Origin of the sequence: Shewanella sp. M-Br (assembly GCF_036245925.1) — a bacterium.
Taxonomy (GTDB): Bacteria; Pseudomonadota; Gammaproteobacteria; order Enterobacterales; family Shewanellaceae; genus Shewanella; species Shewanella oncorhynchi.
The window spans coordinates 82,310-106,359 of the sequence record NZ_BJBV01000012.1 but is presented as its reverse complement, the minus strand read 5'-3'; the positions used below and the strand labels follow the sequence as shown (position 1 = coordinate 106,359).

The following is a 24,050-nucleotide window of genomic DNA, read 5'->3' as shown; positions in this document are numbered from 1 at the left end:
GTACTGTGGCGCATTATTTTGTTGGTGATATTCAAGGCTGTTTCGCTGAGTTACAAAAATTACTAGCTAAGGTCGATTTTAATCCTTCCCGCGATGAACTCTGGGCTGTAGGTGATCTTGTTGCACGTGGACCTGACTCCTTAGCTACGCTAAGGTTTTTTCGCTCCTTAGGTGATTCCGCTAAAACGGTTTTAGGTAACCACGATCTCCATCTAATGGCATTACACGGTAAGCTCAAGCGCGCTAAGCCCAGCGATAATCTCACTGAAATTCTAGAATCCCCCGATATCTCAGCCTCAATTGACTGGCTGAGACAACAACCTCTTATGCGTGAATTACCTGAACACCAACTCATTATGAGTCATGCGGGTGTACCACCCCAGTGGTCGCTGGAGGTATTAAGAGAAGAATCCGCACTCGTCAGTCGCGCGCTCAAGCACGATGATTATCTTGAGACATTAATAAGCCAAATGTATTCAGATACCGCCGAGCAATGGGATCCAAGTGCAATAGGCATAGAGCGCTTACGTTATTGCATCAATGCATTAACACGCATGCGCTATCTTTATGTCGATGGCCGACTTGATTTTGATTGCAAACAACCTCCTGAAAACTGTACTAATCCACAACTCAAACCTTGGTTTGAGTTTGCTTCGCCACTGCGTCAGAGTCATACCTTAGTATTTGGCCATTGGGCTGCGTTGATGGGCAAAGTCAACGATACTAAATTAAAGGCTTTAGATACAGGCTGTTGCTGGGGTGAACACTTAACCTTATGGCATCTTGAAAAAGACCAAAAAATTACGCAAAAAAAGTTAAAAAAGAGTTAAACTAAAACAGCTTAAAGTCGATAACAGACTGAACCGCCTAACCCTGAATATCACCCTGTTTTCATTTGGAAAAATATAATAAAAATCGGAGTATCCTATGAAATTTAATGTAGCCACCAGAGTGATTGGCGGATTTGGTATTGTCACACTTTTACTCGTGTTGCTAGGATTTACATCTTATTTAACCAACAATAGCCTAAAAGCCAGCTCTGCTATGATGCAAGAATTAAGCTTGCCCGCGCTGAAATCGACAAACCACCTTAGTGAAGCATTGAGTGAGCAACAAAGACAAATCCTCATTGCCTATAACACCCCTAGATCGGCAAATATCCCGAATATTCGTAAAGTGTTCGAAGACCATGGGACTCAGTTCAAAAACGAAATTGCCACCCTCACTCAGTTAGTCAAGAGCCAGCAGAATCTATCTTCTTTAATTGCCCAATTAAGCGGCAGCTTTGCCACCTTTGAGCGAGATAGTATTGCCATGATCGCCGAACGTGAGGCCTCATTGAGCAAGCAAGAACAGCTCGTTGAACTAAAGAAAAAGCTCGAAAATGCCGCCGATGATGCCTCATCAGAACTGCTCGATATTGTTGATTTAGAAAGCAGTCAAAATCCCGATGAGCAGAGTCTTGCTGCATCAGCCAGCGCTATTGATACTAGTCTCGGAAATATCATCACCACTATTGCAGATTTAGTAACAAATGACGAAGACAGTAAGCACGAACTGATCTCAAAGGAACTTGACTACATTATCAGCGAAACCAAGAACAAACTTGAATATGTGAATCGTCACGGTCAAGGTATCGTCGAAGCGGATACCTTAAGCTCGGTCACTAAAGATATCGAAAAAGTATTAGCGCTCGTCACTGGTCCGCAATCTATGTTGCAGCTAAAATCGAGTCAGCTCTCCCACTCCAAAGAAGCTGTGATAAAACTAGGCATTATCGAAAATGATGTGAAAGTCATCAATTCCAACATGAATGATGTCAGCGATAACATCGAACTTGTTGCCGCGAACATGAGCAATGACACTATAGCCAAGATTGACTCTGCCAGCATACAAACCATGATTGTCGTGTTAATAGCAATCGTTGTCGCTGTGATTGTGAGTTTTGCTGTGGTGAATCCGTTAAAACGCTCACTCAGCCAAGTGAACAATGCCCTGAACGTCTTAGCCTCAGGCAACCTTACCCATAAACTAGATGACTCTGGACACGATGAATTTGCCGAACTAGCAAAAAACTGTAATCGTCTCGTCGATAGCTTACGCAGTTTAATCATAGGTATTCTAGATAGGTCAAATCAACTTGCCGCGGCAGCCGAACAAACATCGGCAATCACAGCGCAAACCACCTCAGGCATACAAGAACAAAAAAGCCAAGTTGACCAAGTGGCTACTGCAACAACTGAACTTAGCTCTAGTGCTCAGCAGGTGTCTTTAAGTGCCAATCAAGCCCTTGAGCAAATCAAACAGGCTGATCAAGAAACTCAGCATATGCGTGCCATTGCACAAGAGAACAAACTGACTATTTTGGCTTTAGCCGATGAAGTGGCCAAAGCGGGTGTTGTGATCAATAAAGTGCAGTCGGACAGCGCCTCTATTGGCTCAATTTTGGATGTGATCCGTGGTATTGCTGAGCAGACTAACCTACTCGCCCTTAACGCCGCTATTGAAGCTGCCCGTGCGGGTGAACAAGGTCGTGGTTTTGCGGTAGTTGCCGATGAAGTGCGTAGTTTAGCCTCACGCACTCAAGTGTCGACCCGAGAGATCCAACAGATGATCGAAGTGTTGCAGCAAGGTGCAGAGCAAGCCGTTGCCGCCATGGATATGGGGCGCGCTCAAGCCAACGCCTGTGTTGAAAAAACGGAGCAAGCCAACATTGCCCTCGAGACCATCAGCCAATCTGTGCATAAGGCCTATGATTCTGGCACCCATATCGCCCATGCTGCGCAGGAACAGAATTTAGTAAGCCAGCAAGTTTCTGAAAAACTAGAGCATATTGCCGCAATTTCAGAAGAAACCGCTATCGGTGCAGATCAAACGGCTCAGTCTAGCCATCAAGTCGCCAAATTAGCCGAAGAACTCCAAGCTTCGGTCGGTGAATTTAGAGTCTAATGTTTATCACCACTAAAACCTAGGGTCGCTTAGCGGCCCTTTCTTTTGAGACGAATTCACTTGCCTATCTTACTGACGACTCGAACTTTCCGACCTTTGCACAAATTAAGGCCATAAAAAATGCCAAACTTAAGTTTGGCATTTTTATCTAGCTTAATGCTAGATACTTGATATTAGACGTTTAATATAACGTAGCAGCAAATAGGGCTAAAGTGCCGCTAAGTTCAAATCCGCATTACTCTTCTTCACCGCCCGCAGCAGCGCCAAGACGCTCTTTCACTGCAGCAGTAATTGGGCTAGCACCATGACCGTTTGCTTCAGCCCAAGCTTGGATAGTCATCCCATCAGCTTCAGCAACACTCAATTCAGTCGCCGACAAACGCTTAGCCACAAACTCACCGGTATCGTTCGCACTCGCACCGTAAGCGGTGCGCAATAGACTTGCACCATCGCAACTGATACCACTGTAAATCTGACGTAACTTAACGCGGCTTTCTTTTAACTTTTTACGTAAGCGGTTTTTGTCGTTAGCTTTTACATAATCACAAAGACTCGCTACGAGTGGATCTTCCCCCGCAACAGCAGAGGTTGGTACTGCAATAGAACTAAATCCAATCAACGCAGCCAAGGCCACAGGCATAAGACGCATCCGATACTCCTTAATACTTTCTTATAGTTTTATTATCAATTCTGTATGGGCTGCATCTATTGTCTAAATGATATTGACCTCTTGGCTTTAGCTCTCGTTCGAAATCTAGGATAACGAAATAGGCTATCTCTTTCCGTGAAAACTAAATGTCCGATATGATGCAATACGTTAGATAAACTGACGCCCCATACACACAGGGTACACAACAGAAGCTGCAATTTAACATTTTTTTACCAAATTGATAAAGCGATATTCCAAACCAGCCGCATTTATACTCGTCAAAGATTCAGTTTCCTTCCAAGTCCCATCGTCCCAGTGGGGGAAAAATGTATCGCCTTCCACCTCAAGATTGATTTGCGTCAAATATAAGATATCGGCGCAGGGCAATAACTCGGCATAAAGCTGGCCACCACCTATAACCACTAACTCTTCACACTCACCAGCAGCTTGTTTGGCTGCATCAAACGAGGTCACACAGGTCACGCCCTCAATCACAAGATCCGTTTGGCGTGAAATCACTATGTTATGTCGACCAGGAAGGGGCCTACCGATTGACTCAAAGGTCTTACGTCCCATCACAACAGGCTTGCCTAGGGTCATCGCTTTAAAGTGACGTAGATCTTCTGGAAGATGCCATGGCATTTTATTATCTTTTCCGATGACTCGATTGTTTGCCATCGCGGCTATCATAGCAATGCGCATGCTCACTCCTGTTTTATAGAAATAGAATTATTGAATGACGGGGCGGGTCCTGAAATACAGCAAACTCGGCATGGCCAAACCCACAGCTAACGCCCCTAGAATAAAGACAGTTTTGAGGCCATTGCTAATCACTTGCCCCGTCAGTTCAGGACTGACTTGAGATTGAGCGGTCAATTGCACTAAGGCAATCACAGTATTAAATGCATAAGTGCCTGGGATCATAGGAATAATCGCAGCGACAGCATACATTAAAGGTGGCGCTAAGTGGCGCTTACCAAACCCTATGGTAATAATCCCTACTAATGCCGCGGCGGCGAAGGTTGCCCACTCGATTGGCAGACCAAACTGTAACATTAAAGTACGGGAACTATGGCCAATGGCTCCCGCTAAAGCGCAGTAAGGAAGAAATCGTTTAGGAACATTAAATACCATAGCAAATCCTACGGCGGGGATGGCTGAGAAAAAAGCATCGTGCAAAAGAGCTGTCAATAATTCCATCATAGGAAAATTCCGCCGATCTGCATCGCAATTGTAATCCCAATCACAGAAGAAACGGTCAGCAAAGTAGCATGACCCCAGCGGGATATACCGACATTCATGTGCCCTTTTACCATGTCAGAAATCGCATTAATCATCGGAAAACCCGGCACTAACATCAGCACACTCGCTGCCATAGCGGCCTTAGGAGTTTCGCTTAACTCAAACAAATAACCCGTTTGAGCCAGCATACTAGTGACGAAAGCTGTGATGGCAAAATTGACTAATAAATTAAAATGCCGCTTAGCAATTGCTAAACGTACCGACATACCCACTGCCGCGGCAAAAAAAGTAATCACGCATGCAGTGAGATCGCCATTAAATAAATGACAGAAGCTAGCGCACGACAGGCCAATCATGAATACCACTAAGCTAGGAGGATAGGTTTTAGGTTCAATCCGCGCCAAGCGTTTACGCACTTCATTTGGGCCATACAACCCCTTTTCCGCGAGTAAACAGATACGTTGCAATTCACAGACGACTGTCATGTTAATGCCATGCTCACGAATACGACGAGTAGTTGTGATACAGCGACCATGAACCAAACTGGTTAACACGAGGGAATTAGAGGAAATAGAGAGTTCTACGCTGGCAAGACCTAAAGCCTGACCTAGACGCTGGCTGATTTCTTCAACTAAATCAGATTCCGCGCCGTAGGCCAGTAGCAATTGTGCAGCACGCACAACTTGCCGAGTAATATCATTTTGAGTATCAGCGTACACAGAACTCTCAAAACTCAAAGATTACTATTATCTTTGGTAAATAACTTCTACGTCGTAGTCGTCATCATCAAAGTCGTCGTCATCATCTTCATCAACATAATCTTCATTCAATGAATCAAGGTTTGCTTGATGATAATTATCCCACTTGAACTCAACTTCACTATCTGGGTCGACTTCATTGTCTTCAGGTGGAAGACTCGCAATATAATCGAGGAGTTTTAATGCCAACTCACTGGTACCGTCGCGGTTATAGGCGGAGATAGTGTAAACATCGCCTTCCCAACCCATTTCTTTAACGATACGATCAACCTTCTCTTGCAGCTCTTCTTCAAGCAGCAGATCGGTTTTGTTAAAGACTAACCAACGCGGCTTACTCGCCAACTTTGGAGAATATTTCTCAAGCTCACCTACGATAGCGCGCGCAGACTCAACCGGATCGGTTCCGTCAATCGGCTCAATATCTATGATGTGCAGCAGAATACGACAACGCTCAAGATGCTTTAAGAAGCGAATACCTAAACCCGCACCATCGGCAGCGCCTTCGATGAGACCAGGAATATCCGCAATCACAAAGCTTTGTCCAGGACGTGGATTAACCACACCTAAGTTAGGCACCAGTGTTGTAAACGGATAATCAGCCACTTTCGGCGTTGCACGGGAAACCGCACGAATGAATGTCGACTTACCCGCGTTAGGCATGCCAAGCAAACCAACGTCAGCCAGCAGTAACAACTCTAATTTAAGGCTACGAACTTCACCGGGTGTGCCTAACGTCTTTTGACGTGGGGCACGGTTAGTACTGCTCTTAAAACGGGTGTTACCTAAACCATGGAAACCACCTTTGGCAACCAATAGCTTTTGACCGTGGGTTGTTAAATCCCCAAGGACTTCTTCAGTATCATGATCGACCGCGCGAGTACCAACAGGAACTTTTAAGATCAAATCTTTACCGCTATGACCAGTACAATCACGGCCACGACCATTTTCGCCACGTTCAGCCATGTGAAAACGTTCAAAACGGAACTCGATCAAAGTGTTGAAGTTTTCGTCAGCCTGCAGAAAAACACTGCCACCGTCGCCACCATCACCACCATCAGGACCACCATCAGGTACATACTTTTCGCGCCTAAAGCTAACACAACCGCTACCGCCGTCGCCTGCTTCGACCCTAATTACTGCCTCATCGACAAACTTCATACTTACTCCTGGCACCACTGAATGAAGCAATTATACCGTCTAACTTCATTGGTCGCCAAAAAACTCGAGATACTTTGCTCCCAATCTTACCTGTCAATGCTCATTCTTGGTAATCATTTACCAACTCAAGCATCTACACGGCGTAAATAGAAGCACAAAAAACAGAAAGCCCCACCAATGGCGGGGCTTTAACAGTATAAGCTAGGTTCGAAAGTTAAGCTTCGATGCTAATAAACTTACGGTTATTAGCGCCTTTAACTTCGAATTTAACTTTACCGTCAGTCAGAGCAAACAGAGTATGGTCACGACCAATACCTACGTTTACACCAGCGTGGAATTTAGTACCACGTTGACGAACAATAATGTTACCAGCTAGAACTGATTCACCGCCAAAGCGCTTAACACCTAGACGTTTACTTTCTGAATCGCGGCCGTTACGAGTAGAACCGCCAGCTTTTTTATGTGCCATGAGTTAGACTCCTATTATGCGTTGATAGCAGTAATTTTAACTTCAGTGAACCACTGACGGTGGCCCATTTTCTTGTCGTGGTGCTTACGACGACGGAACTTAACGATAGTAACTTTATCGCCACGACCGTGACTTACAACTTCAGCAACGACTTTACCGCCAGCTACTAAAGGAGCACCAACATGCACTGTTTCGCCATCAGCGATCAAAAGAACTTGATCGAACTCGATAGTTTCGCCAGTTGCAACTTCTAACTTTTCTAAACGTACTGTGTGGCCTTCAGCTACACGGTGTTGTTTACCACCACTTTGAAAAACAGCGTACATAGCTATTTTACTCCAATTCCTAACACGCGGGCTCATTCTTGGATGAGGCAGGGTGCTACAAAAACTTTATTGACAATGGGCGCGGAGTTTACGCGAAGAATCTAACTCTGGCAAGCCCTAATTAGGAAAGAATAAAAAAAGACCGGATTAACTCTCACATTAGTTGAGCTAGTGCTGTCATATGTCAGAATTTTAGGTAAAATTCATTTCATTATAACACGTGAGCCTAAACAGGGGCCGGGTACGTAATGACCCCACAACCAGAGTCTATTATGGATTTAAACGCTATTCGTCAACTGGCTGACACTGATATGCAAGCAGTCAATCAGCTGATATATAAACAGCTTGAATCAGATGTCGCCCTAATTAATCAATTAGGTTTTTACATTATTAATGGTGGTGGTAAACGTCTTCGTCCTCTGCTGTCGGTTTTAGCCGCACGTGCGGTGAGCTACGAAGGCGAAGCACATCTTAAGCTAGCGGCGATTATTGAGTTTATCCATACAGCCTCATTGCTCCACGATGATGTCGTTGATGAATCGACGTTACGCCGCGGACGAGAAACCGCCAATGCACTGTTTGGCAATAGTGCCAGTGTGCTAGTCGGGGATTTCCTTTATACCCGCTCATTCCAGATGATGACTGAACTTGACAACATGAAAGTGCTCAGAGTGTTAGCTGATACGACTAACGTGTTGGCCGAGGGTGAAGTCTTACAGCTGATGAATTGTAATGACCCAGACACCACTGAAGAAAGCTATATGCGGGTCATTTATTGCAAAACAGCCAAGTTATTTGAAGCCGCTACGCTACTCGCGGGCGTGCTAGCAGGTGCAACGCCTGAGCAAGAAACCGCCTTAGGCAACTATGGTAAGTATCTCGGCACCGCCTTTCAGCTTACCGACGACTTACTCGACTATACCGCCGACAGTGACGAGCTAGGTAAGAATATCGGTGATGACCTTGCCGAAGGTAAACCAACTCTGCCACTCATCTATGCCATTGCCCATGGAACAGACGAAGAGAAACAGCTCATACGTCAAGCAATTGAGCAAGGTGATGGTACTCAGGCCATAGATAAAATCGTAGCAGCACTGCACCATTGCGGCGCGTTAAACTACACCCAACAAAAAGCAATTGAAGAATCAGAGAAAGCCATCGCGGCATTATCTGCTTTACCCGATAGCGACTATAAGCAAGCCTTAGTAACACTAGCTAAGATTTCGGTCGACAGAAACCACTGATTGCTAACTAATGTAGTTTCGCCCCAAAAATAAGGTCTTACTCAGTAAGACCTTTTTTATTGCTTTAACCGCAATCCTAAAATCAAACCTGCCAAAGGATCGGCGTTTCGCCTCGCTCAAGCAATAATTGATTCACTTGAGAGAAATGCCCACAACCAAAAAAACCGCGATAAGCCGATAAAGGTGAAGGATGCGGTCCTGTGAGCACTTGATGTTGCGGTGCGTTAATGACTTGACCCTTTTTAATGGCATGACTGCCCCAAAGCACGAAAATAATCGGCTGAGTCTGCCGATTTAATAATTCCAGCACCGCAGTCGTAAAGACTTCCCACCCGGCTTTGGCATGGGAATGCGCCTTGCCTTGCTCAACGGTCAGCACCGTATTGAGCATCAATATCCCCTGCTCCGCCCATGCGGATAAATCGCCATGGGATGGCACAACAAAACCTTCAATATCCGTCGCTAATTCTTTGTACATATTGGCTAAAGATGGCGGTGGTTTTATCCCGCGTTTAACCGAAAAACATAAACCATGGGCTTGATCTGGGCCGTGATAGGGATCCTGGCCAATCAAAACCACTCTGACTTGTTCAAGGGGCGTCATACTAAAAGCATTGAAAACATCAACTTCGGGTGGATAAACCACTTTCCCAGCCCTGCGTTCATTGTCAACAAATGCGCTTAGTTGCTGAAAATAAGGCAAAGCTCTTTGCTCATCGATAAATGTTTGCCATGTCGCCTGAGTCACTATTTTACTTCCTCAATTCTATAATCGGGTTAGCTTAAAAGTCCTGTAGTGGTATGGCAAGTTTGCAGACCTTACCTGCCGCTAGGTAATACCACTAAACCTGCTAGGTCTCACGTTAAGACTTTCAATTTAAAACATTCGAAATTAAGTGATATAGTGCGCCCATTCTCGCACACTCTGATACGTAATGATGATCCAACATTCTGATAAATCAATTCAAAGACATCAAACGGGTTTCACCTTAATTGAACTTGTGGTGGTCATCATAGTGCTCGGTATTTTAGCCGTAGTGGCCCTGCCAAAATTTATCAATGTGCAACAAGATGCGCAAATTGCAACAGTTAAAGCGGCAGGCGGAGGCTTTAAATCAGCCATCAATCTGGCACGTTCCGTATGGGCTGTAAAAGTAGGCTCAGGTCCAAAAGAGGATTTACCCGTATTTGGTACGGCACAATCCGAACAAATAGATTTCAACGCCTTCGGTTGGCCAGCACAACACTATATCCATGGCAATGAGGCCTCTCCGGCACTCGATAATGTCGAAGACTGTATATCGGTATGGGAAGTATTATTTCAAAATGCCCAGCCGAGTGTCTCGCGCTTGGATATTGATGCGACTGAAACCGACTATAAAGCCAGTTATACCGATCCTGGCCAGTGCACTTATTTGTATCGAACAAACGATAAACTGTCGATTAATTATGACTCCCACTCAGGAGTCGTCATTACCGACACAGATCCCAATAGTTAATGCCTGACGATTCCTTCTTACACCAATTAAGTTAGAATCGAACTTTAATCTGTTACTTTTTTAGAGTGAACGCCATGACCGACACGAGCAGCACCACCATTTACGAACTTGCCGATCAGTTTATTGCCTTAGCCAATCAGCTAAGCCAACAAGAAGCAGATGTAGGTAAAGTTGGCACAGCACTCCGTTTTGCCGCAGCACGTTTTAATGCCTTCGAAGCCGCGATTAAATCAGCGGATCTCGGTGCAGAAAAAGAGAGCGCATTAGAATGGTTTAGCAGTGAATTCAAAGAAATGCTGAGTGACAACTTAGACGACCACATTGCCAATCCACCCATTATCCAAGAAAGTGTGGCAGAAGAAGCTGATAATTCTGTGCAAATGTTTAAAGGCTAATCACGCCTTGATTTAAATGCATAGCCATCAACAAACACGCCATCGATTGATGGCGTGTTTGTTATTTAAAACCAATGATTTTAGATAGATCACTAAAGCGTGTACACCACACGAATCGCCAGCAATATCAATACTACGCCGGACAACTTATCAATTAACCCCGCTTTCTCTCTCAATTTAGGCAACACACTCGAGTGGGATAGCAATAAGGCTATCAAGGTGTACCAAAGACCATCGACCACTAACGGTGTAAAAACAATTAATGCTTTAGCCGTCATGCTGTCGGCGACCATCACAAATTGGCTGAATAACGCAAGAAAAAATAGCATTATCTTAGGGTTGAATAAAGAAATAGCAATACCATCACGGGCTGCAGTTAAGGTATCTGTCGCCTCCCCTGCAGCCAATTTAGCTTGCATACCGCCATTGGAACGCAGCGCTTGAACTCCCATCCAAGCAAGGTATAAGGCACCGAGAATCGCAATGCCATTAAAGACTAAGGGCGCCTTTTTAAGGACTACGGCTAAGCCCAGTAACGTCACCAGCGCATAGATCCCAATCCCTATCGAGTGTGCCCAAGCACAAACGATACCCTTTCCCCGCCCACCACCTAAAGTATGACGTACTACCATAGTCAAACTTGGGCCCGGCGACATAGCCCCCAAACAACAAATAGCCAATAAACCTAACCAAGTACTCCAACTCATTGATGACACCTTTCGCCGAATAAAAAAGCCCACTGCAGGGCCTTAAACTTGCTTGCCATTCTAGCATCGCGCCATCAAGGCGTTAACGCTAATAAATCCATTTTCAATAAATGAACAGTCATTTAAGAGAACCCCAAACGCGATAATCCCATAAATTCACACTGATTTAAGCCGTTAACCGCTAAGATTAGCGCTAACCTAGTCTTTATAGCCAAACCTTAATACCTAAGTCTTCATCGCTATTATCACAAAGGCGATTCTCAATCAGGAAATTTTATGAACACTATAACGCTGATCAGTATTTTTATTCTTTGCCTATTAATAGGTGCGATCTTATTACTGCTTTGGCAAAGACAAAAAGGTAAAACCATACCGCTGATGGTGATTTTTGTGCTGGGATTTTTCGCCTTAGGACTCAGTGCTATTATTGGATTTGTGCACAAAAGCGAGGATTACCAAGCCTATCAAAAACTACAATGGCACACCTTAGCCCCAGAGAAAATCGCGCCTCTGGTTGCCCAAGGCTATACCGTCTTTGTCGATATTACCTCTGATTGGTGCACCATCTGCCAAACGAATAAAGCGGAAGTCACCCACAGGGAGCAAATTGTAAATGCCTTGATGGCCGACAATATCATCCTGATGCAAGGTAACTGGAGTGAGGCGAATAAAACGATTGAAACCTATATGCGCCACGAAGGAGTGCCCGGCACGCCCTACAATAAAATTTATGGTCCAAGCGCCCCCAATGGAATTCTCTTGCCGTCAAAACTCAGTATGAGTGATGTGTTAAATGGTTTAGTTGCCGCGCAAACGAATCGTAACTAAGCACTAAACTATATTTAGGACGAGTCAAATACGAATAAAAAAGGCTGCATTGCAGCCTTTTTGCTTACTTCACTTCTATTTATAAAAGCCAAATTTCTTGAAAGGTGGGTTAGAAATCGCTTCTATAAATTGGCTTACTCATTAAAAACGGTAATTCACTCGACCATAGTAGAAACCGCCGTTGTAATCGAATGGCCCACTTTCATAATAAACGCCACCGAGTTCACCCAAGGTCCCTTCTTTCAGCTTTTGCGCTTCTTGATCAAATAGATTATTAGCCCCCACAGCCAGCGTTAAGCCATCAAGTAATTGATAGCTCATTTCAAGATCGACGGTCACCGCAGCATCAGCCATTTCAGAGCCCCAGTCAGAGGTATCATCAGCGTGAGTCGCATAGTACTCACCAAAATAGTTACCACGCAGTGACAGGGTTACCTTGTCCCATGACTGTGCCCAAGTTAAGGTGGCACGGTGCGCTGGGATACCATCTTCTAATCGACGAACTTTACCCGCATCGGTTGTTTTAAGATCAAACTTATCAACGCTGGTATCAGTCCAACCATAGGCAAGACTGAACTTAGCATTACCCGACAGGATTTCCGCATCATAGGAGGCGACGATGTCGATACCTTGAGTGGTTGTATCAAAGTCGTTGGTGTAATAACTCACGCCTTGGATTAACTCAGGGAACTCAACGCCCGCAGCCCGCAGCGCATCATAATCTTTAGCTTCAACATCAATCTTACTCGACTGCGCAATACGGCCCTCAACGGCAATGTTGTAATAATCGACCGTTAAGAAGAAGCTTTCATACTCATATACAGCTCCAATCGCATAACTAATCGACTCTTCAGGCTTTAACACTTCACCACCGTAAAATGCCGCAAGCGGATCGGTTGGGGGGGCAATAAAGGTCTGGATCAATTCACCATCGATGATCGATGTCTGGGTATTCACCACGTTTTCTTGGCCAACCGTTGGAGCACGAAAGCCGGTGCTGTGTGAGGCGCGGAACGACAATTCATCCGTTGCAGAATACTGCAACGTCAATTTGTAATTTAACGTATCACCAAAGGTTGAAAAGTCTTCGTAGCGCAGTGCTAAACCGAGTAACCAGTCATCACTTAAATAAGCTTCTAAATCAGTATAAATACCTATGTTATGACGTGAGTTTTTACCCGCAGACTCTGGGCCAAAGCCTTTAAAACCGTGCGCACCAATGTTGAAACCTTGGCTAGCATAAGGGCCTGCAATCCACGAGGCTTCATCACCTTGAGAAATCTCAAACGACTCATTTCGCCATTCAAAACCAGAAGCAAAACTAATGTCTTCAATACCTCCTAAGGTTATGAAGCGCGAAAAATCGAGGTTAACGGTAGTTTCAACTTGCTCATAAGTCCCCGTATCGAAATCGGTCGGTGTGTCTAATCCTAATGATGGATTCAACGAATTTTTAAGACCAAAACTGGCTTTGTTCGCCCCAGTACCAGCACTGAAATCATAATTCCATTCACCGATATCGCCTTTTACACCTGCGAAGAAGGACATATCTTCAATGGTGCCGGTGAACTGTGGCGTATAGCCACCTGGAAATATCTGGTTCATAGCAAAGCAATTTGGGTCGGCAACCATCGCCTTGTATGCATCAGTGTCGAGTACGTTGCCGTCACTTCCATCAGCATTTTTAGGGATAGGTACGAGTCCACATGTTGATGGATCACCATTTACAGCGCCCACAAGTAAATTCTGGCCACCATCATTGGAATACACGTTGCTACGATTTTGCGGGTAACGATAATAGAAGCCTCCCACGGCATCGCGGGAAGACAGATTACCAAAGGCATAGGCATGCATATTGGCATTAATGTCTAAGCCTGAGTTGATGAACACTGAATAGTCATCATTAATCTCAGGATTACCCCACACTTGTGCGGGGTCATTAATCGCGGTATTACCCTGCTCGGCTAAGTTAGCCGCATCTGGACGCTGCACACTACGGCTAGTGGAATCAGCATTTTTATACTGGAAGCTTAAATTGACGAAGCCATTTTCAGTCACAGGTAAACCGACATCACCTTCGACCGTAGTTGTAGCACCATCACCCTCGTAATATTCTCCTTGGGTCACAGTGATGGAACCACCCTCGGAATTATCTTTTAAAACAAAGTTCATGACTCCGGCAATCGCATCCGACCCATACTGCGCCGCAGCGCCGTCGCGCAACACTTCAACTTGCTTTAATGCAGAACTAGGAATAACTGAGATATCAGGACCTTGAGCGCCATCGTTAATACCACCACCTTGGAACGCAATCACAGATGCACGGTGACGACGCTTACCGTTGACTAGCACTAGCGTACTGTCTGATGGCAAACCCCGTAAATTAACGGGACGAACTAAGGTTGCTGCATCACTAATAGGTTGAGCGCGTGAGTTAAACGATGGCACCGAAGTCACTAACATATCAATCATGTCAGTTGAGCCATTTTTTTTAAGGTCGTCACTACTAATAATATCAATAGGAACGGGAGAATCGCCGATTGAGCGTGGCGCAGCACGGGACCCTACAACTGCAATTTTTTCAACGTTCTCATTTTTAACAGCCGTCTCATCTTCTTCTGCTATTGCCTGCGGACTGATTAAACTACCAGACAAGGCTAGAGTAATCGCCAAACTCACTGCACTTAATCCAAACTTCTGCTTCTTTGAGGTCATCATATTCATCCCAACTGCTTATTATTTTTAGAATACCTGACCTGCTTTGTGCGATTCTCGTCCCTAAACCTTGCTACCACGGCCAACACAAAATCACATTGCACAAACATTTTTATAACATAAATTAAACAACATCCAATGTTAAATCAGACTTTTGAATGAATATTAGTAATTTATCTTTTATATCAATTCCTTAGGTGAAAATATTTTTTAGAGGATGGCATCAAGTAAAATGTATTCGAACGGCAAAAAGTGTGAGCAGAAAAATCACCAAAGAAAAAATGCTTAAAGGGCATAATCAAAAACACGATATATCGCGTCACAGTACTTAAGGTATACTCAGAAAATACCGCCAAAACCAGAGTAAGACAGATGACCAATAAGATTTCAGTCAATAATGAAAAATCGATAGATAAGCATTTCTTACCGGAAAACCAGTTATTGCTCAACGCTGTCGGCGAAGGTATTTATGGATTTGATTTAAGCGGTAATGCGGTGTTTATCAATCCGGCAGCCGAACGCATGACGGGTTGGAAGAATGAAGAGCTACTCGGTAAAAACATCCATAACTGTCATCATCACAGCCATGCAGATGGCAGTCATTATCCCCAAGAGGATTGTCCAATTTACAACACCTTAAAGGATGGGATCACCCGAGAAATCACTCACGATGTATTTTGGCGTAAAGATGGCAGTAGCTTCCCCGTTCATTACAGTTCCACCCCTGTTTACCGTGACAATCAACTGATTGGCGTAGTCGCGATATTTCGTGACATTAGTATTCAAAAACAAACAGAGCAGTCATTACGCCAAGCCCTAGCTCAAGTACAAGCACTCTCGGAGCGACTCGCCTCTGAAAATCATTATCTACAGGCAGAGTTGGCAGACAAAACGGGTGATGTGGATATTTCGGGTGCCAGTACAGTGATCCGCCATATGATCCAGCAATTGCACATGGTGGCCAATACCGACAGTACTGTGCTCATTTGTGGTGAAAATGGCACAGGAAAAGAACTCGTTGCCCGTAACTTACATCAGCTCAGTCGCCGCAAAGATAAACCCATGATCAGTGTCAACTGTGCCGCGTTTTCGGCATCTTTACTAGAAAGTGAACTCTTTGGTCACGAGAAGGGGGCATTTACTGGCGCCACGAGCCGCCGTAAAGGTCGCTTCGAACTTGCTCATCAAGGCACACTGTTCCTCGACGAAGTCGCTGAACTCAGTTTAGAAGCCCAATCAAAACTACTGCGGGTCATCCAAGAGCAATCCTTCGAACGCCTCGGAGGCAGCGAAACCATTCAAGTGGATATTCGCTTAGTCGCCGCCAGTCACCACGATTTACTCAAGCGAGTCGAACAGGGATTATTTAGGATGGATCTCTATTACCGTTTGAATGTATTCCCTATTCAAGTACCACCACTGCGCGCAAGAATCGAAGATATTCCCGAACTCGTCAGCCATATTCTGCACAACTTGAATCGTAAGCTAGGTAAAAAAATTCGTGGAGTGAGCCAAAAAGGGCTACAAAAACTCATGGCTTATACTTGGCCGGGCAATGTGCGCGAACTGCAAAATATCCTCGAACGCGAAGCCATTCTATCTCAAGGAGATATTCTGCAGATCCACGCTATGCCGAGCAATAATCCCTTAGCTCAAACCCAAGGGCAAACCTTAGCAGAAGCGGAAGCGCTGCATATAGAACAAACCCTTAAGCGCTTAAACTGGCGCATATCCGGCCCACTCGGCGCAGCGAATGTCCTCGGTGTGCCCGCAAGTACACTGAGATCACGAATGAAAAAACTGGGGATCCAGCGTCAATCGAGTGAAATCTAATTCAAAACGAGCACACTAAAAACGCGATATATCGCCAATGTGTGATATATCGTGATCCGCATCTAGTTCCAATCACAAAATAATCATAAATATCATTATGTTGAGCCAATTAAAACTTGGCCTAGAGCTTGCTATAGGGAGGCGAATCTTATTTAAGCCGTTAGGACCCTTTATGCCCAAGAGCGAAGTTACCCCAAATTCTCCAAGTGTAAATAAGAGTGTGGGCGCGAAACCTGCCTCAGTAGAGCTACACATTCCGGTTAAAAACCTCTCTACTGAAACCGCAGCAAAGAGTCGTCTCCCCTCTGGTAATATCCATTTCCGTGAGCAAAAAGGTGATTTTCAGCGCCTGCGAACCATGATGAATAGCCTATTGATCGTGATGTTTTTCGCCTTGCCGTTTATCTCTATTGATGGCCGCCAAGCAATACTGTTAGATATCAGCCAACAACAGTTTTTCTTCTTTGGTATCACGCTCTGGCCACAGGACTTTACCTTGCTGGCATGGATTTTTATCGCCGCCGCCTTCGGTCTGTTTTTCATTACCGTATTTTGGGGCCGTGTTTGGTGCGGTTACCTTTGCCCACAAACAGCTTGGACCTTTATCTATGTATGGATAGAAACACGCATCGAAGGCAGCAGTAATAAACGTAAGCAGCTCGATAAAGCCCCTTGGACTAGCAGTAAAATCGGTAAAAGAAGTGCAAAGCACTTACTTTGGGGTCTAACGGCTCTGCTCACTGGCTGTGGTTTTATCGGTTATTTTATTCCCGCCCGCGAACTTTATGTGGACATCTTGACGGGTAATGCCAGCTTCTGGGTGACAAGCTGGGTGTGGTTTTTCGCCATTTGTACTTATCTCAATGCGGGCTGGATGCGCGAGCAAATGTGCTTACATTGCTGCCCCTATTCACGTTTCCAAGCTGTGATGTTCGATGCCAACACTAAAACCGTGACCTATGATGCACAGCGCGGTGAAGCCCGTGGCCCTCGCAAACGTAAACAAGAGAACAATCAAGATGACCATACTTTAGGTGACTGTGTTGACTGTAATTTATGTGTCGAAGTGTGCCCAACAGGGATAGATATTCGTAACGGTTTGCAATATGAGTGCATTAACTGCGGCGCCTGTGTCGATGCCTGTAATGAGACTATGTTGAAGTTCGATTACAAGCAGAATCTTATCGGCTATATGAGTGAAAATGATCTTAAGGGAGTGAATTACTCCTATTGGCGCTCGCCGCGTTTCTTAGGCTACGGTGCAGCGGTCATTATCATGTTTATCGTCATAGGGTTAGACTTAAATAGCCGCAGCGAGATCCAGCTTAACGTGATCCGTGATCGCCAAAGCTTGTACCGTGAAACCTCAGATAATAAAGTTGAAAATACCTATCAGCTAAAGATCCGCAACAAGACGCAAGATACTAAGCAGTATCAACTCGCCGTCGACAGTGAAATGCCCTTTAGCTTGATTGCCGATCCTATTATTACCTTGGCAGCGGGTGAACAAGTGGACTATCCCGTCACAGTATTAGCCGATAAGGATGCCATCCCCTCGGGGCGCAAAATGATCCAATTCTCGGTGACGGATGTTAAACAGCCAACGCAACAAGTAAGCCAAGAAACCGGATTCTTCAGTCCTTAGCACAGAGCTTTTAGCACTTAATATGAGTCACCGTAACATTGGTCATCATCAAATTAACTACCCAATCGGCGCTTGAGGAATCAACTCAAGCGCCAGTTAAAGGCAGAAATTCATCCCCAAATGACAACCTGATCTTTAACGTCTCATACATCGGAATAAAACCTTAAACACCTACAAAGCTGAAAATTCCCCCGTTAAACGGCGCATATAGACAAAGCAAATTGAGCAGATTCAATCTCAATCCTTAGAAACATAACGGTTACAAATTTTAAATTGTCTTTCCTTCAACTCTTATTTAGGTTTTGTGGTTCATTAGATAACTAAGCTTCTAAGATAACTAGCTTCTAAGATAACTAAGCTATCGTTAAGCACTCAGCTTTAGAGTAAAAATACTATTTGTTACATAAAGATACCGTTATTGGCATAAAGATGTTTTTCGCGATAAGCATTGACCTCTAGTGCTAACACCCTCTAATCTAAACACCTGTTTAACTCCAAAATAATAACAACTAATAAACATCATCTTTGAGGTAGTTCAGCATGGCATACGATCAAGACTCTCAACTCAAACTAAACTACTCATCACTGGTCGATCTGATCGAGAAAACCAGCCTGCGTTACGGTGATAAACCCGCCTATGCCTGTCTCGGTAAAACCAGCAGTTTTAACGAGATAGAACGCGACTCTCGTTACTTTGCCGCCTATTTACAAAATAAGACCACACTCAAACCGGGCGATCGCATCGCCATTCAATTGCCTAATATCACCCAATTTGTCATCGCGGCCTACGGCGCAATCAGGGCTGGGCTTATCTTAGTTAACACTAATCCCCTATATACCGAGCGTGAGCTCATCCATCAGTTCAATGATTCTGGTGCCAAAGCGATCGTGGTGTTATCCGATCTATTACCGACCTTAGCCAAAGTCATCGACAGCACCAAAATAGAATACGTCATTTCAACCCACCCTTTAGATTTGATCGATCCGCACGTACAGCCTAAGACAGGCCTGAAGAATGTGGAGTTTTGCCAAATTTTAAAACAAGGCGCAGAACTCCCCTTTAGCCGATTTATCTCAAATCTCGACGACCTCTCGGCATTGCAATATACGGGCGGCACCACAGGATTATCTAAAGGTGCCATGTTGACCCACGGCAATATGCTCGCTAATGCGGCGCAGGTAAAATCCCGCATCGCGAGCGTGATCACCGAAGGGGAAGATATCTTCGTTGCACCGCTACCGATTTACCATATTTATGCGTTTATGGTGAACTTAGTGCTGTATTTCGAGTGTGGCGGCTGCTCGGTATTAATTCCAAATCCACGGGATATTAGCGGCTTAATTAAGACACTCGCCAAATATCCCTTCACTGGATTTGCAGGACTCAATACTCTGTTTGTCGCCCTATGCCATCAACCCGAGTTTAAAGCACTCGATTTTAGCCATTTAAAAATCACCATCTCGGGCGGCACAGCACTGACAGCCGCGGCGGCCAACATTTGGCAACAGACGACAGGCAACATGATCAGTGAAGGTTATGGGCTATCTGAAACTTCGCCGGTGATTTCACTCAATGCACCCGGTTATCAAAAACTAGGCACTATTGGTAAACCTGTGATTGGCACTGAGGTTAAACTCTTAGATGAAAACGACATTGAAGTGCCCTTAGGTACGGCCGGAGAATTAGCTGCACGCGGCCCACAAGTCATGCGGGGATATTGGAATAATCCGCAGGAAACCGCCAATGCTATGACTCAAGATGGCTTCTTCAAAACTGGGGATATTGCCATAGCAACAGCGGAAGGTTTCCACCAAATAGTTGATCGTAAAAAAGATATGATCATAGTCTCAGGTTTTAATGTCTATCCCAACGAAGTGGAAAACGTCCTAGCGAGCCACCCTAATGTGATCGAATGCGCCGTGGTGGGAGTAAAAGATGAACACTCGGGCGAAGCGGTTAAAGCCTTTATCGTGCTTAAGGATGATAGCCAAGATCATCAACAGGCTAAAGAGGCCATTCTAACCTATTGCCGCGAGCAGTTAACCGCCTATAAATTGCCAAAAGTCATTGAATTTATGGCGCAATTACCTAAAAGTACCGTCGGCAAAATTCTGCGCCGCGAGCTAAAAGATAAGGCTTAAAAAACGCATTTAAAGGCAAAGCTAAGAAACAAAAACACAATAAAAGACCCAATAAGCTAGCCTGAGCGTTTCAGCTAGCAACTGGGTTTTATTTTACCTACACGGTCTCATTCAAGGCGCTGGCATTGGCCTCTTCGGTTAACAATTGCAGACTGGCAAATTCACGATATAACGCATTCGATTGCATCAGCTCTTGGTGGCGACCGCTGGCGACAATCTCGCCCTTATCAAACACAAAAATCCTATCGGCATTGATTACCGTCGATAAACGGTGAGCAATAATCAAAGTCGTTTTACCCGCCATCAATACATCCAGCGCTTGCTTCACTTTCTGCTCGCTTACCGCATCTAAAGCGCTGGTCGCTTCATCGAGTAACAATATCGGTCTGTTGGCTAAAATCGCCCGCGCAATGGCAATACGTTGCTTTTGTCCACCAGAAAGCCGCACACCACGCTCACCTAAATAGGTTTGATAACCTTCAGTAAACTCGCTAATAAACTCGTGGGCACGGGCCGCAATACAGGCATCTATCACTTCTTGCTCGGTGGCATCGACTCGACCATAACGCACGTTTTCAAGTACGCTAGTCGCAAAAATCACCGAGTCCTGCGGCACTAGAGCAAACTGCGACCGCAACTCCTGCGGAAGAAGATTGGCAATATCAATACCTTCCAGTCGAATACTGCCAGCGCTAGGCACATAAAAGCGTTGCAATAACTGGAACAAGGTACTTTTACCCGCGCCACTTGGCCCGACTAAGGCAACCCGCTCACCCACGGCAATAGCCATATTGAGCTGTTTTAGCACTAAGGCATCATGCTCTGGATAGGCAAAATTGAGCCCTTCAATCATTAACTCGCCACTGACCTTGGCGGGCAAAGTCACAGGATGAGTTGCAACGGGAATATCCACTTGTATTTCAGCCAGTTCGATTAAACGTTCGGCGGCGCCAGAAGCCCGCTGAATTTCGCCTATCACTTCGCTAATGGTCGCCACTGCGCCCGCAACCATCACAGCGTAAAACATAAAGGCAGATAACTCACCGCCCGTCATCTTACCCGCCATCACATCGTGGGCACCGACCCAAGTCACCATAGCAATTGCGGCGATACTTAAAAACATCACGGTTGAGATCAATAAGGCACGGTAACGGATCCGGCCACTGGCCGCAGACATGACATCTTCGACGCGGCGATTGAACAAGCTACGGTCTTTATCTTCATGCCCATAGGCTTGTACCGTGTGAATTTCATGTAGCGTTTCATCCACATAGGCACCAAGATCGGCGACTCTATCTTGGCTTTCGCGCGCCAGTAGCCGCACTTTACGCCCGAAGAAAAACACCGGCCCTAAGACTAAAGGCACGGCCAATAGCACCAATAAGGTCATCTTCACGCTAGTGATGCCCATCATCAAGATCCCACCGAGCACAGTCACCCCAGAACGCAGCGCCATGGAAAGACTCGAACCCACCACAGTTTGTAGCAAAGTAGAATCGGCGGTAAAACGGGAGATCACTTCACCGGTGCGCACCTTAGCGTAAAAGGCGGGAGAAAGTTTAAGCAGTTGATTGTAAACCGTTAGACGAATATCGGCGCTGACCCGCTCGCCAAGCCAAGTCATCAAGTAGAAGCGGCAAAACACAGCTGTGCCACTGACGGCGGTAATTCCGAGCACTAACAGTATGATTTCATTCAGCCGCTGCGCATTATCCCTTACAAAGCCTTCATCAACCATTAAGCGCACACCTTGGCCTAATGATAGCCAAGCGAGTGACCCTATCATCAAGCAGATAATCGCCGCGACAACTTTCAGTTTATAGGGTTTAAGAAACCCCATAATCCAAGGCAATACCGATCTTTGCTGCGCCGAGGTCCGTTTAACCTTTGATGTATCAGCGCTTGATGTGGGCGTGACTGGAATTAACTTTTCGGGCAATGGTTCAGCCCCCGCTTTAATGGGTTCAGATGATTTGGCTAGTTCGGCTGTCGGCTCGGTCACGGGTGGCATCCTTGAGGTAGGTAAGGCAATTCAAATATAACATCAGCATGAATGGGATCATCTGCAGCCGTTAACCGCGCAGCATGACTTAAAGCATATAAGTGAGATGCTACCTCTTGCAGTGGAATTCAAGGGCTGTGTGGTTTTACTCAAAAGAAAAGCATAAAAGAAACCCGCAGCGAGTGCGGGTTTGTTTTATTGCCATCGCTTAGCGCGACTTAAGCGACTTGCTTGTTTTCCGGCGTTTTTGGCGTGCCGTGGTGGCCATCGCGCTTCCAATCCACATCTAACAACTCTGCGCCGCTCAGGCTAAATGCTTGGCCAAAACCTTTGACGTAAAGACCCTGATGGGGCGCGAGCTTATATAAGTTAAAATCGGTTAACGCCGCAAGGTTATCGGACATTTCGCCAAAACGTGCCGATAACACACCAACACCTTTGCTGAAGGCGGGCGTATCGCGGGGCACTGCCTCGGCAATCGCATCGAAGGTTAAACGCTTGCGGGCAAAAACCGATTTGGCCGCAGTTTCGTCTTCAACTAACATCACAGAGACCTTAGATGAGTGCTTTAAATTATGACCGTGACGGGCTAAGTCACTCACCAAAATATAAAAACCATCATCGGCCAGTGCGAAGGGCGCATAGCTCGCATTCGGCTGGCCATCTGTACCAATGGTGGCCAGTTGTAAGGTCTCGCGCTGCTGTTTAAAGGCTTCGATTTCGGGTAAGAGTTTGTCTCTTAGACGCTGTTCTTGTTCGGTAATTTCAGGCTTCATTTGCTGTTTTCCTTAATACTTTTGTTAATGCTGCAATTCAGAGGTGTGATTGCACCGAGGCAAAGGCAGTCGCGAGCGCTTTAAATTGGCGAACTTGCTCAGGAAACAGTGCTCTTTGTTTATCACGGCCTAAATACACTTTGAACACTACCTCACCTTCACTGCCGAAAAAGTTAATCGAATGGCTCTCGCTGCCTCTAAAAGGTCTACTGATCAAGGCGATGCCGCGCATGACATCTAATTTGAGATGACCATGCAAACCGTCGCCCTTGCTGTAGAGGTTGTAATAACCGTGGGCGTATTTTCCCTCGGGGAAATCCCCTTTAAATTCAAATACGCTGCCAGATAACATCACAATAGTGGTTAACTTTCCCCATTTGGGTAAGGCTTGCAGTAAGGTATCGAGCTGAGTTAACGGAACAAACACCACTTGTTCGGGCGGCAGCGCTGCAACCACTTCAAGCTCGGCAATGCCTAATTCACTGGCGAGCTGAGCGGGCATTAACTCTGCCTGTTGCTCGAATCGCTGCCGCAACTTAACTTGTTGCTCCGCGAAGGCGATATCTGGACTTAGCTGGGTATTCCTATCCGTATCGAGTGTCATCTTCATCTTGTTATCACCTCAATATTGAGATTGTTACTGTAACTAAATCAAAACTTGCTCCCATAGGTATTGGGCTTTCGTTATCAAAAGCACTACGACTGGGAGCGAG

22 protein-coding genes are annotated in these 24,050 nt (G+C 45.4%); 9 read left to right on the top strand and 13 right to left on the bottom strand.

Annotated features, from left to right (window positions below):
* The first annotated feature begins 5 nt into the window (after positions 1-5).
* Both AAA952_RS11950 and AAA952_RS11945 read left to right on the top strand, forming a co-directional pair.
* Positions 6-830, top strand: coding sequence for a symmetrical bis(5'-nucleosyl)-tetraphosphatase (locus tag AAA952_RS11950; protein ID WP_263168054.1), 825 nt, complete (start codon positions 6-8; stop codon positions 828-830).
* Between the two features lie 97 nt (positions 831-927).
* Positions 928-2,949, top strand: a complete 2,022-nt coding sequence (locus tag AAA952_RS11945; protein WP_105249996.1) for a methyl-accepting chemotaxis protein — start codon at positions 928-930, stop codon at positions 2,947-2,949.
* Positions 2,950-3,184: 235 nt separating this feature from the next.
* Here the strand turns inward: AAA952_RS11945 and AAA952_RS11940 are convergent, their stop codons facing one another.
* From AAA952_RS11940 to rplU, 7 genes are all read right to left on the bottom strand, one after another.
* Positions 3,185-3,598, bottom strand: coding sequence for a DUF3718 domain-containing protein (locus AAA952_RS11940; RefSeq protein ID WP_105249997.1), 414 nt, complete (start codon positions 3,596-3,598; stop codon positions 3,185-3,187).
* 219 nt (positions 3,599-3,817) lie between these two features.
* The gene (gene folA / locus AAA952_RS11935) at positions 3,818-4,300 is read right to left on the bottom strand and encodes a type 3 dihydrofolate reductase (RefSeq protein ID WP_263195840.1); all 483 of its coding nucleotides are present in this window, start codon (positions 4,298-4,300) and stop codon (positions 3,818-3,820) included.
* A 27-nt stretch (positions 4,301-4,327) separates the two neighbouring features.
* On the bottom strand, positions 4,328-4,801 hold the full coding sequence (locus tag AAA952_RS11930; RefSeq protein ID WP_338257263.1) for a threonine/serine exporter family protein: 474 nt from the start codon (positions 4,799-4,801) through the stop codon (positions 4,328-4,330).
* Entirely contained in the window at positions 4,798-5,559 is a 762-nt protein-coding gene (locus AAA952_RS11925; RefSeq protein WP_113939893.1) for a threonine/serine exporter family protein, read from the bottom strand. Before AAA952_RS11925 ends, AAA952_RS11930 begins: the two co-directional genes overlap by 4 nt.
* Positions 5,560-5,586: 27 nt before the next feature.
* Positions 5,587-6,756 (bottom strand): Obg family GTPase CgtA, encoded by a 1,170-nt coding sequence (cgtA, locus tag AAA952_RS11920; RefSeq protein ID WP_105250000.1) that lies wholly within the window; start codon positions 6,754-6,756, stop codon positions 5,587-5,589.
* Positions 6,757-6,970: 214 nt separating this feature from the next.
* Positions 6,971-7,225, bottom strand: coding sequence for a 50S ribosomal protein L27 (gene rpmA / locus AAA952_RS11915; protein WP_006080527.1), 255 nt, complete (start codon positions 7,223-7,225; stop codon positions 6,971-6,973).
* A 14-nt stretch (positions 7,226-7,239) separates the two neighbouring features.
* Positions 7,240-7,551, bottom strand: coding sequence for a 50S ribosomal protein L21 (gene rplU / locus AAA952_RS11910; protein ID WP_006080526.1), 312 nt, complete (start codon positions 7,549-7,551; stop codon positions 7,240-7,242).
* Positions 7,552-7,823: 272 nt separating this feature from the next.
* Here rplU and ispB point away from each other — a divergent pair, with 272 nt between their 5' ends.
* Complete coding sequence (gene ispB, locus AAA952_RS11905) at positions 7,824-8,795, top strand: octaprenyl diphosphate synthase (RefSeq protein ID WP_049821790.1); 972 nt, start codon at positions 7,824-7,826, stop codon at positions 8,793-8,795.
* A gap of 82 nt (positions 8,796-8,877) precedes the next feature.
* On the opposite strand, the gene ung is transcribed toward ispB, so the two are convergent.
* A complete protein-coding gene (ung, locus tag AAA952_RS11900; RefSeq protein WP_131523854.1) occupies positions 8,878-9,543 on the bottom strand; it encodes a uracil-DNA glycosylase in 666 nt (221 codons plus the stop codon).
* A gap of 187 nt (positions 9,544-9,730) precedes the next feature.
* Between ung and AAA952_RS11895 the strand changes: the two genes are divergently transcribed.
* The gene (locus AAA952_RS11895) at positions 9,731-10,294 is read left to right on the top strand and encodes a pilus assembly FimT family protein (protein ID WP_212600380.1); all 564 of its coding nucleotides are present in this window, start codon (positions 9,731-9,733) and stop codon (positions 10,292-10,294) included.
* A gap of 74 nt (positions 10,295-10,368) precedes the next feature.
* A complete protein-coding gene (locus AAA952_RS11890) occupies positions 10,369-10,689 on the top strand; it encodes a DUF3144 domain-containing protein (protein ID WP_105250001.1) in 321 nt (106 codons plus the stop codon).
* 92 nt (positions 10,690-10,781) lie between these two features.
* On the opposite strand, the gene AAA952_RS11885 is transcribed toward AAA952_RS11890, so the two are convergent.
* Complete coding sequence (locus AAA952_RS11885) at positions 10,782-11,396, bottom strand: LysE family translocator (protein WP_105250002.1); 615 nt, start codon at positions 11,394-11,396, stop codon at positions 10,782-10,784.
* Between the two features lie 276 nt (positions 11,397-11,672).
* Here AAA952_RS11885 and AAA952_RS11880 point away from each other — a divergent pair, with 276 nt between their 5' ends.
* The gene (locus AAA952_RS11880; protein WP_338257249.1) at positions 11,673-12,224 is read left to right on the top strand and encodes a thioredoxin family protein; all 552 of its coding nucleotides are present in this window, start codon (positions 11,673-11,675) and stop codon (positions 12,222-12,224) included.
* A gap of 141 nt (positions 12,225-12,365) precedes the next feature.
* On the opposite strand, the gene AAA952_RS11875 is transcribed toward AAA952_RS11880, so the two are convergent.
* A complete protein-coding gene (locus tag AAA952_RS11875; RefSeq protein ID WP_338257345.1) occupies positions 12,366-14,942 on the bottom strand; it encodes a TonB-dependent receptor plug domain-containing protein in 2,577 nt (858 codons plus the stop codon).
* A gap of 369 nt (positions 14,943-15,311) precedes the next feature.
* Between AAA952_RS11875 and AAA952_RS11870 the strand changes: the two genes are divergently transcribed.
* The 3 genes from AAA952_RS11870 (at position 15,312) to AAA952_RS11860 (ending at position 20,559) form a co-directional block, all read left to right on the top strand.
* Entirely contained in the window at positions 15,312-16,772 is a 1,461-nt protein-coding gene (locus AAA952_RS11870; RefSeq protein WP_105250005.1) for a sigma-54 interaction domain-containing protein, read from the top strand.
* A 172-nt stretch (positions 16,773-16,944) separates the two neighbouring features.
* Positions 16,945-18,417, top strand: a complete 1,473-nt coding sequence (ccoG, locus tag AAA952_RS11865; protein WP_263141619.1) for a cytochrome c oxidase accessory protein CcoG — start codon at positions 16,945-16,947, stop codon at positions 18,415-18,417.
* A gap of 540 nt (positions 18,418-18,957) precedes the next feature.
* On the top strand, positions 18,958-20,559 hold the full coding sequence (locus AAA952_RS11860) for an AMP-binding protein (protein WP_263148345.1): 1,602 nt from the start codon (positions 18,958-18,960) through the stop codon (positions 20,557-20,559).
* Between the two features lie 97 nt (positions 20,560-20,656).
* Here the strand turns inward: AAA952_RS11860 and AAA952_RS11855 are convergent, their stop codons facing one another.
* From AAA952_RS11855 to hutX, 3 genes are all read right to left on the bottom strand, one after another.
* Positions 20,657-22,561 carry an ABC transporter transmembrane domain-containing protein gene (locus AAA952_RS11855; RefSeq protein ID WP_338257245.1) on the bottom strand — a complete coding sequence of 635 codons (1,905 nt, stop codon included), beginning with the start codon at positions 22,559-22,561 and terminating at the stop codon, positions 20,657-20,659.
* A gap of 218 nt (positions 22,562-22,779) precedes the next feature.
* Positions 22,780-23,337, bottom strand: coding sequence for a heme utilization protein HutZ (gene hutZ / locus AAA952_RS11850; protein WP_028761546.1), 558 nt, complete (start codon positions 23,335-23,337; stop codon positions 22,780-22,782).
* A 37-nt stretch (positions 23,338-23,374) separates the two neighbouring features.
* On the bottom strand, positions 23,375-23,941 hold the full coding sequence (gene hutX, locus AAA952_RS11845; RefSeq protein ID WP_445190380.1) for a heme utilization cystosolic carrier protein HutX: 567 nt from the start codon (positions 23,939-23,941) through the stop codon (positions 23,375-23,377).
* Positions 23,942-24,050: the final 109 nt, after the last annotated feature.

Coding starts and splice junctions, on each gene's coding strand:
- AAA952_RS11945 (WP_105249996.1), top strand. CDS start 928: ATGAAATTTAATGTAGCCACCAGAGTGATTGGCGGATTTGGTATTGTC.
- AAA952_RS11940 (WP_105249997.1), bottom strand. CDS start 3,598: ATGCGTCTTATGCCTGTGGCCTTGGCTGCGTTGATTGGATTTAGTTCT.
- folA (WP_263195840.1), bottom strand. CDS start 4,300: ATGCGCATTGCTATGATAGCCGCGATGGCAAACAATCGAGTCATCGGA.
- AAA952_RS11930 (WP_338257263.1), bottom strand. CDS start 4,801: ATGATGGAATTATTGACAGCTCTTTTGCACGATGCTTTTTTCTCAGCC.
- cgtA (WP_105250000.1), bottom strand. CDS start 6,756: ATGAAGTTTGTCGATGAGGCAGTAATTAGGGTCGAAGCAGGCGACGGC.
- rpmA (WP_006080527.1), bottom strand. CDS start 7,225: ATGGCACATAAAAAAGCTGGCGGTTCTACTCGTAACGGCCGCGATTCA.
- rplU (WP_006080526.1), bottom strand. CDS start 7,551: ATGTACGCTGTTTTTCAAAGTGGTGGTAAACAACACCGTGTAGCTGAA.
- ispB (WP_049821790.1), top strand. CDS start 7,824: ATGGATTTAAACGCTATTCGTCAACTGGCTGACACTGATATGCAAGCA.
- AAA952_RS11895 (WP_212600380.1), top strand. CDS start 9,731: ATGATGATCCAACATTCTGATAAATCAATTCAAAGACATCAAACGGGT.
- AAA952_RS11890 (WP_105250001.1), top strand. CDS start 10,369: ATGACCGACACGAGCAGCACCACCATTTACGAACTTGCCGATCAGTTT.
- AAA952_RS11885 (WP_105250002.1), bottom strand. CDS start 11,396: ATGAGTTGGAGTACTTGGTTAGGTTTATTGGCTATTTGTTGTTTGGGG.
- AAA952_RS11880 (WP_338257249.1), top strand. CDS start 11,673: ATGAACACTATAACGCTGATCAGTATTTTTATTCTTTGCCTATTAATA.
- AAA952_RS11875 (WP_338257345.1), bottom strand. CDS start 14,942: ATGATGACCTCAAAGAAGCAGAAGTTTGGATTAAGTGCAGTGAGTTTG.
- AAA952_RS11870 (WP_105250005.1), top strand. CDS start 15,312: ATGACCAATAAGATTTCAGTCAATAATGAAAAATCGATAGATAAGCAT.
- ccoG (WP_263141619.1), top strand. CDS start 16,945: ATGCCCAAGAGCGAAGTTACCCCAAATTCTCCAAGTGTAAATAAGAGT.
- AAA952_RS11860 (WP_263148345.1), top strand. CDS start 18,958: ATGGCATACGATCAAGACTCTCAACTCAAACTAAACTACTCATCACTG.
- hutZ (WP_028761546.1), bottom strand. CDS start 23,337: ATGAAGCCTGAAATTACCGAACAAGAACAGCGTCTAAGAGACAAACTC.
- hutX (WP_445190380.1), bottom strand. CDS start 23,941: ATGACACTCGATACGGATAGGAATACCCAGCTAAGTCCAGATATCGCC.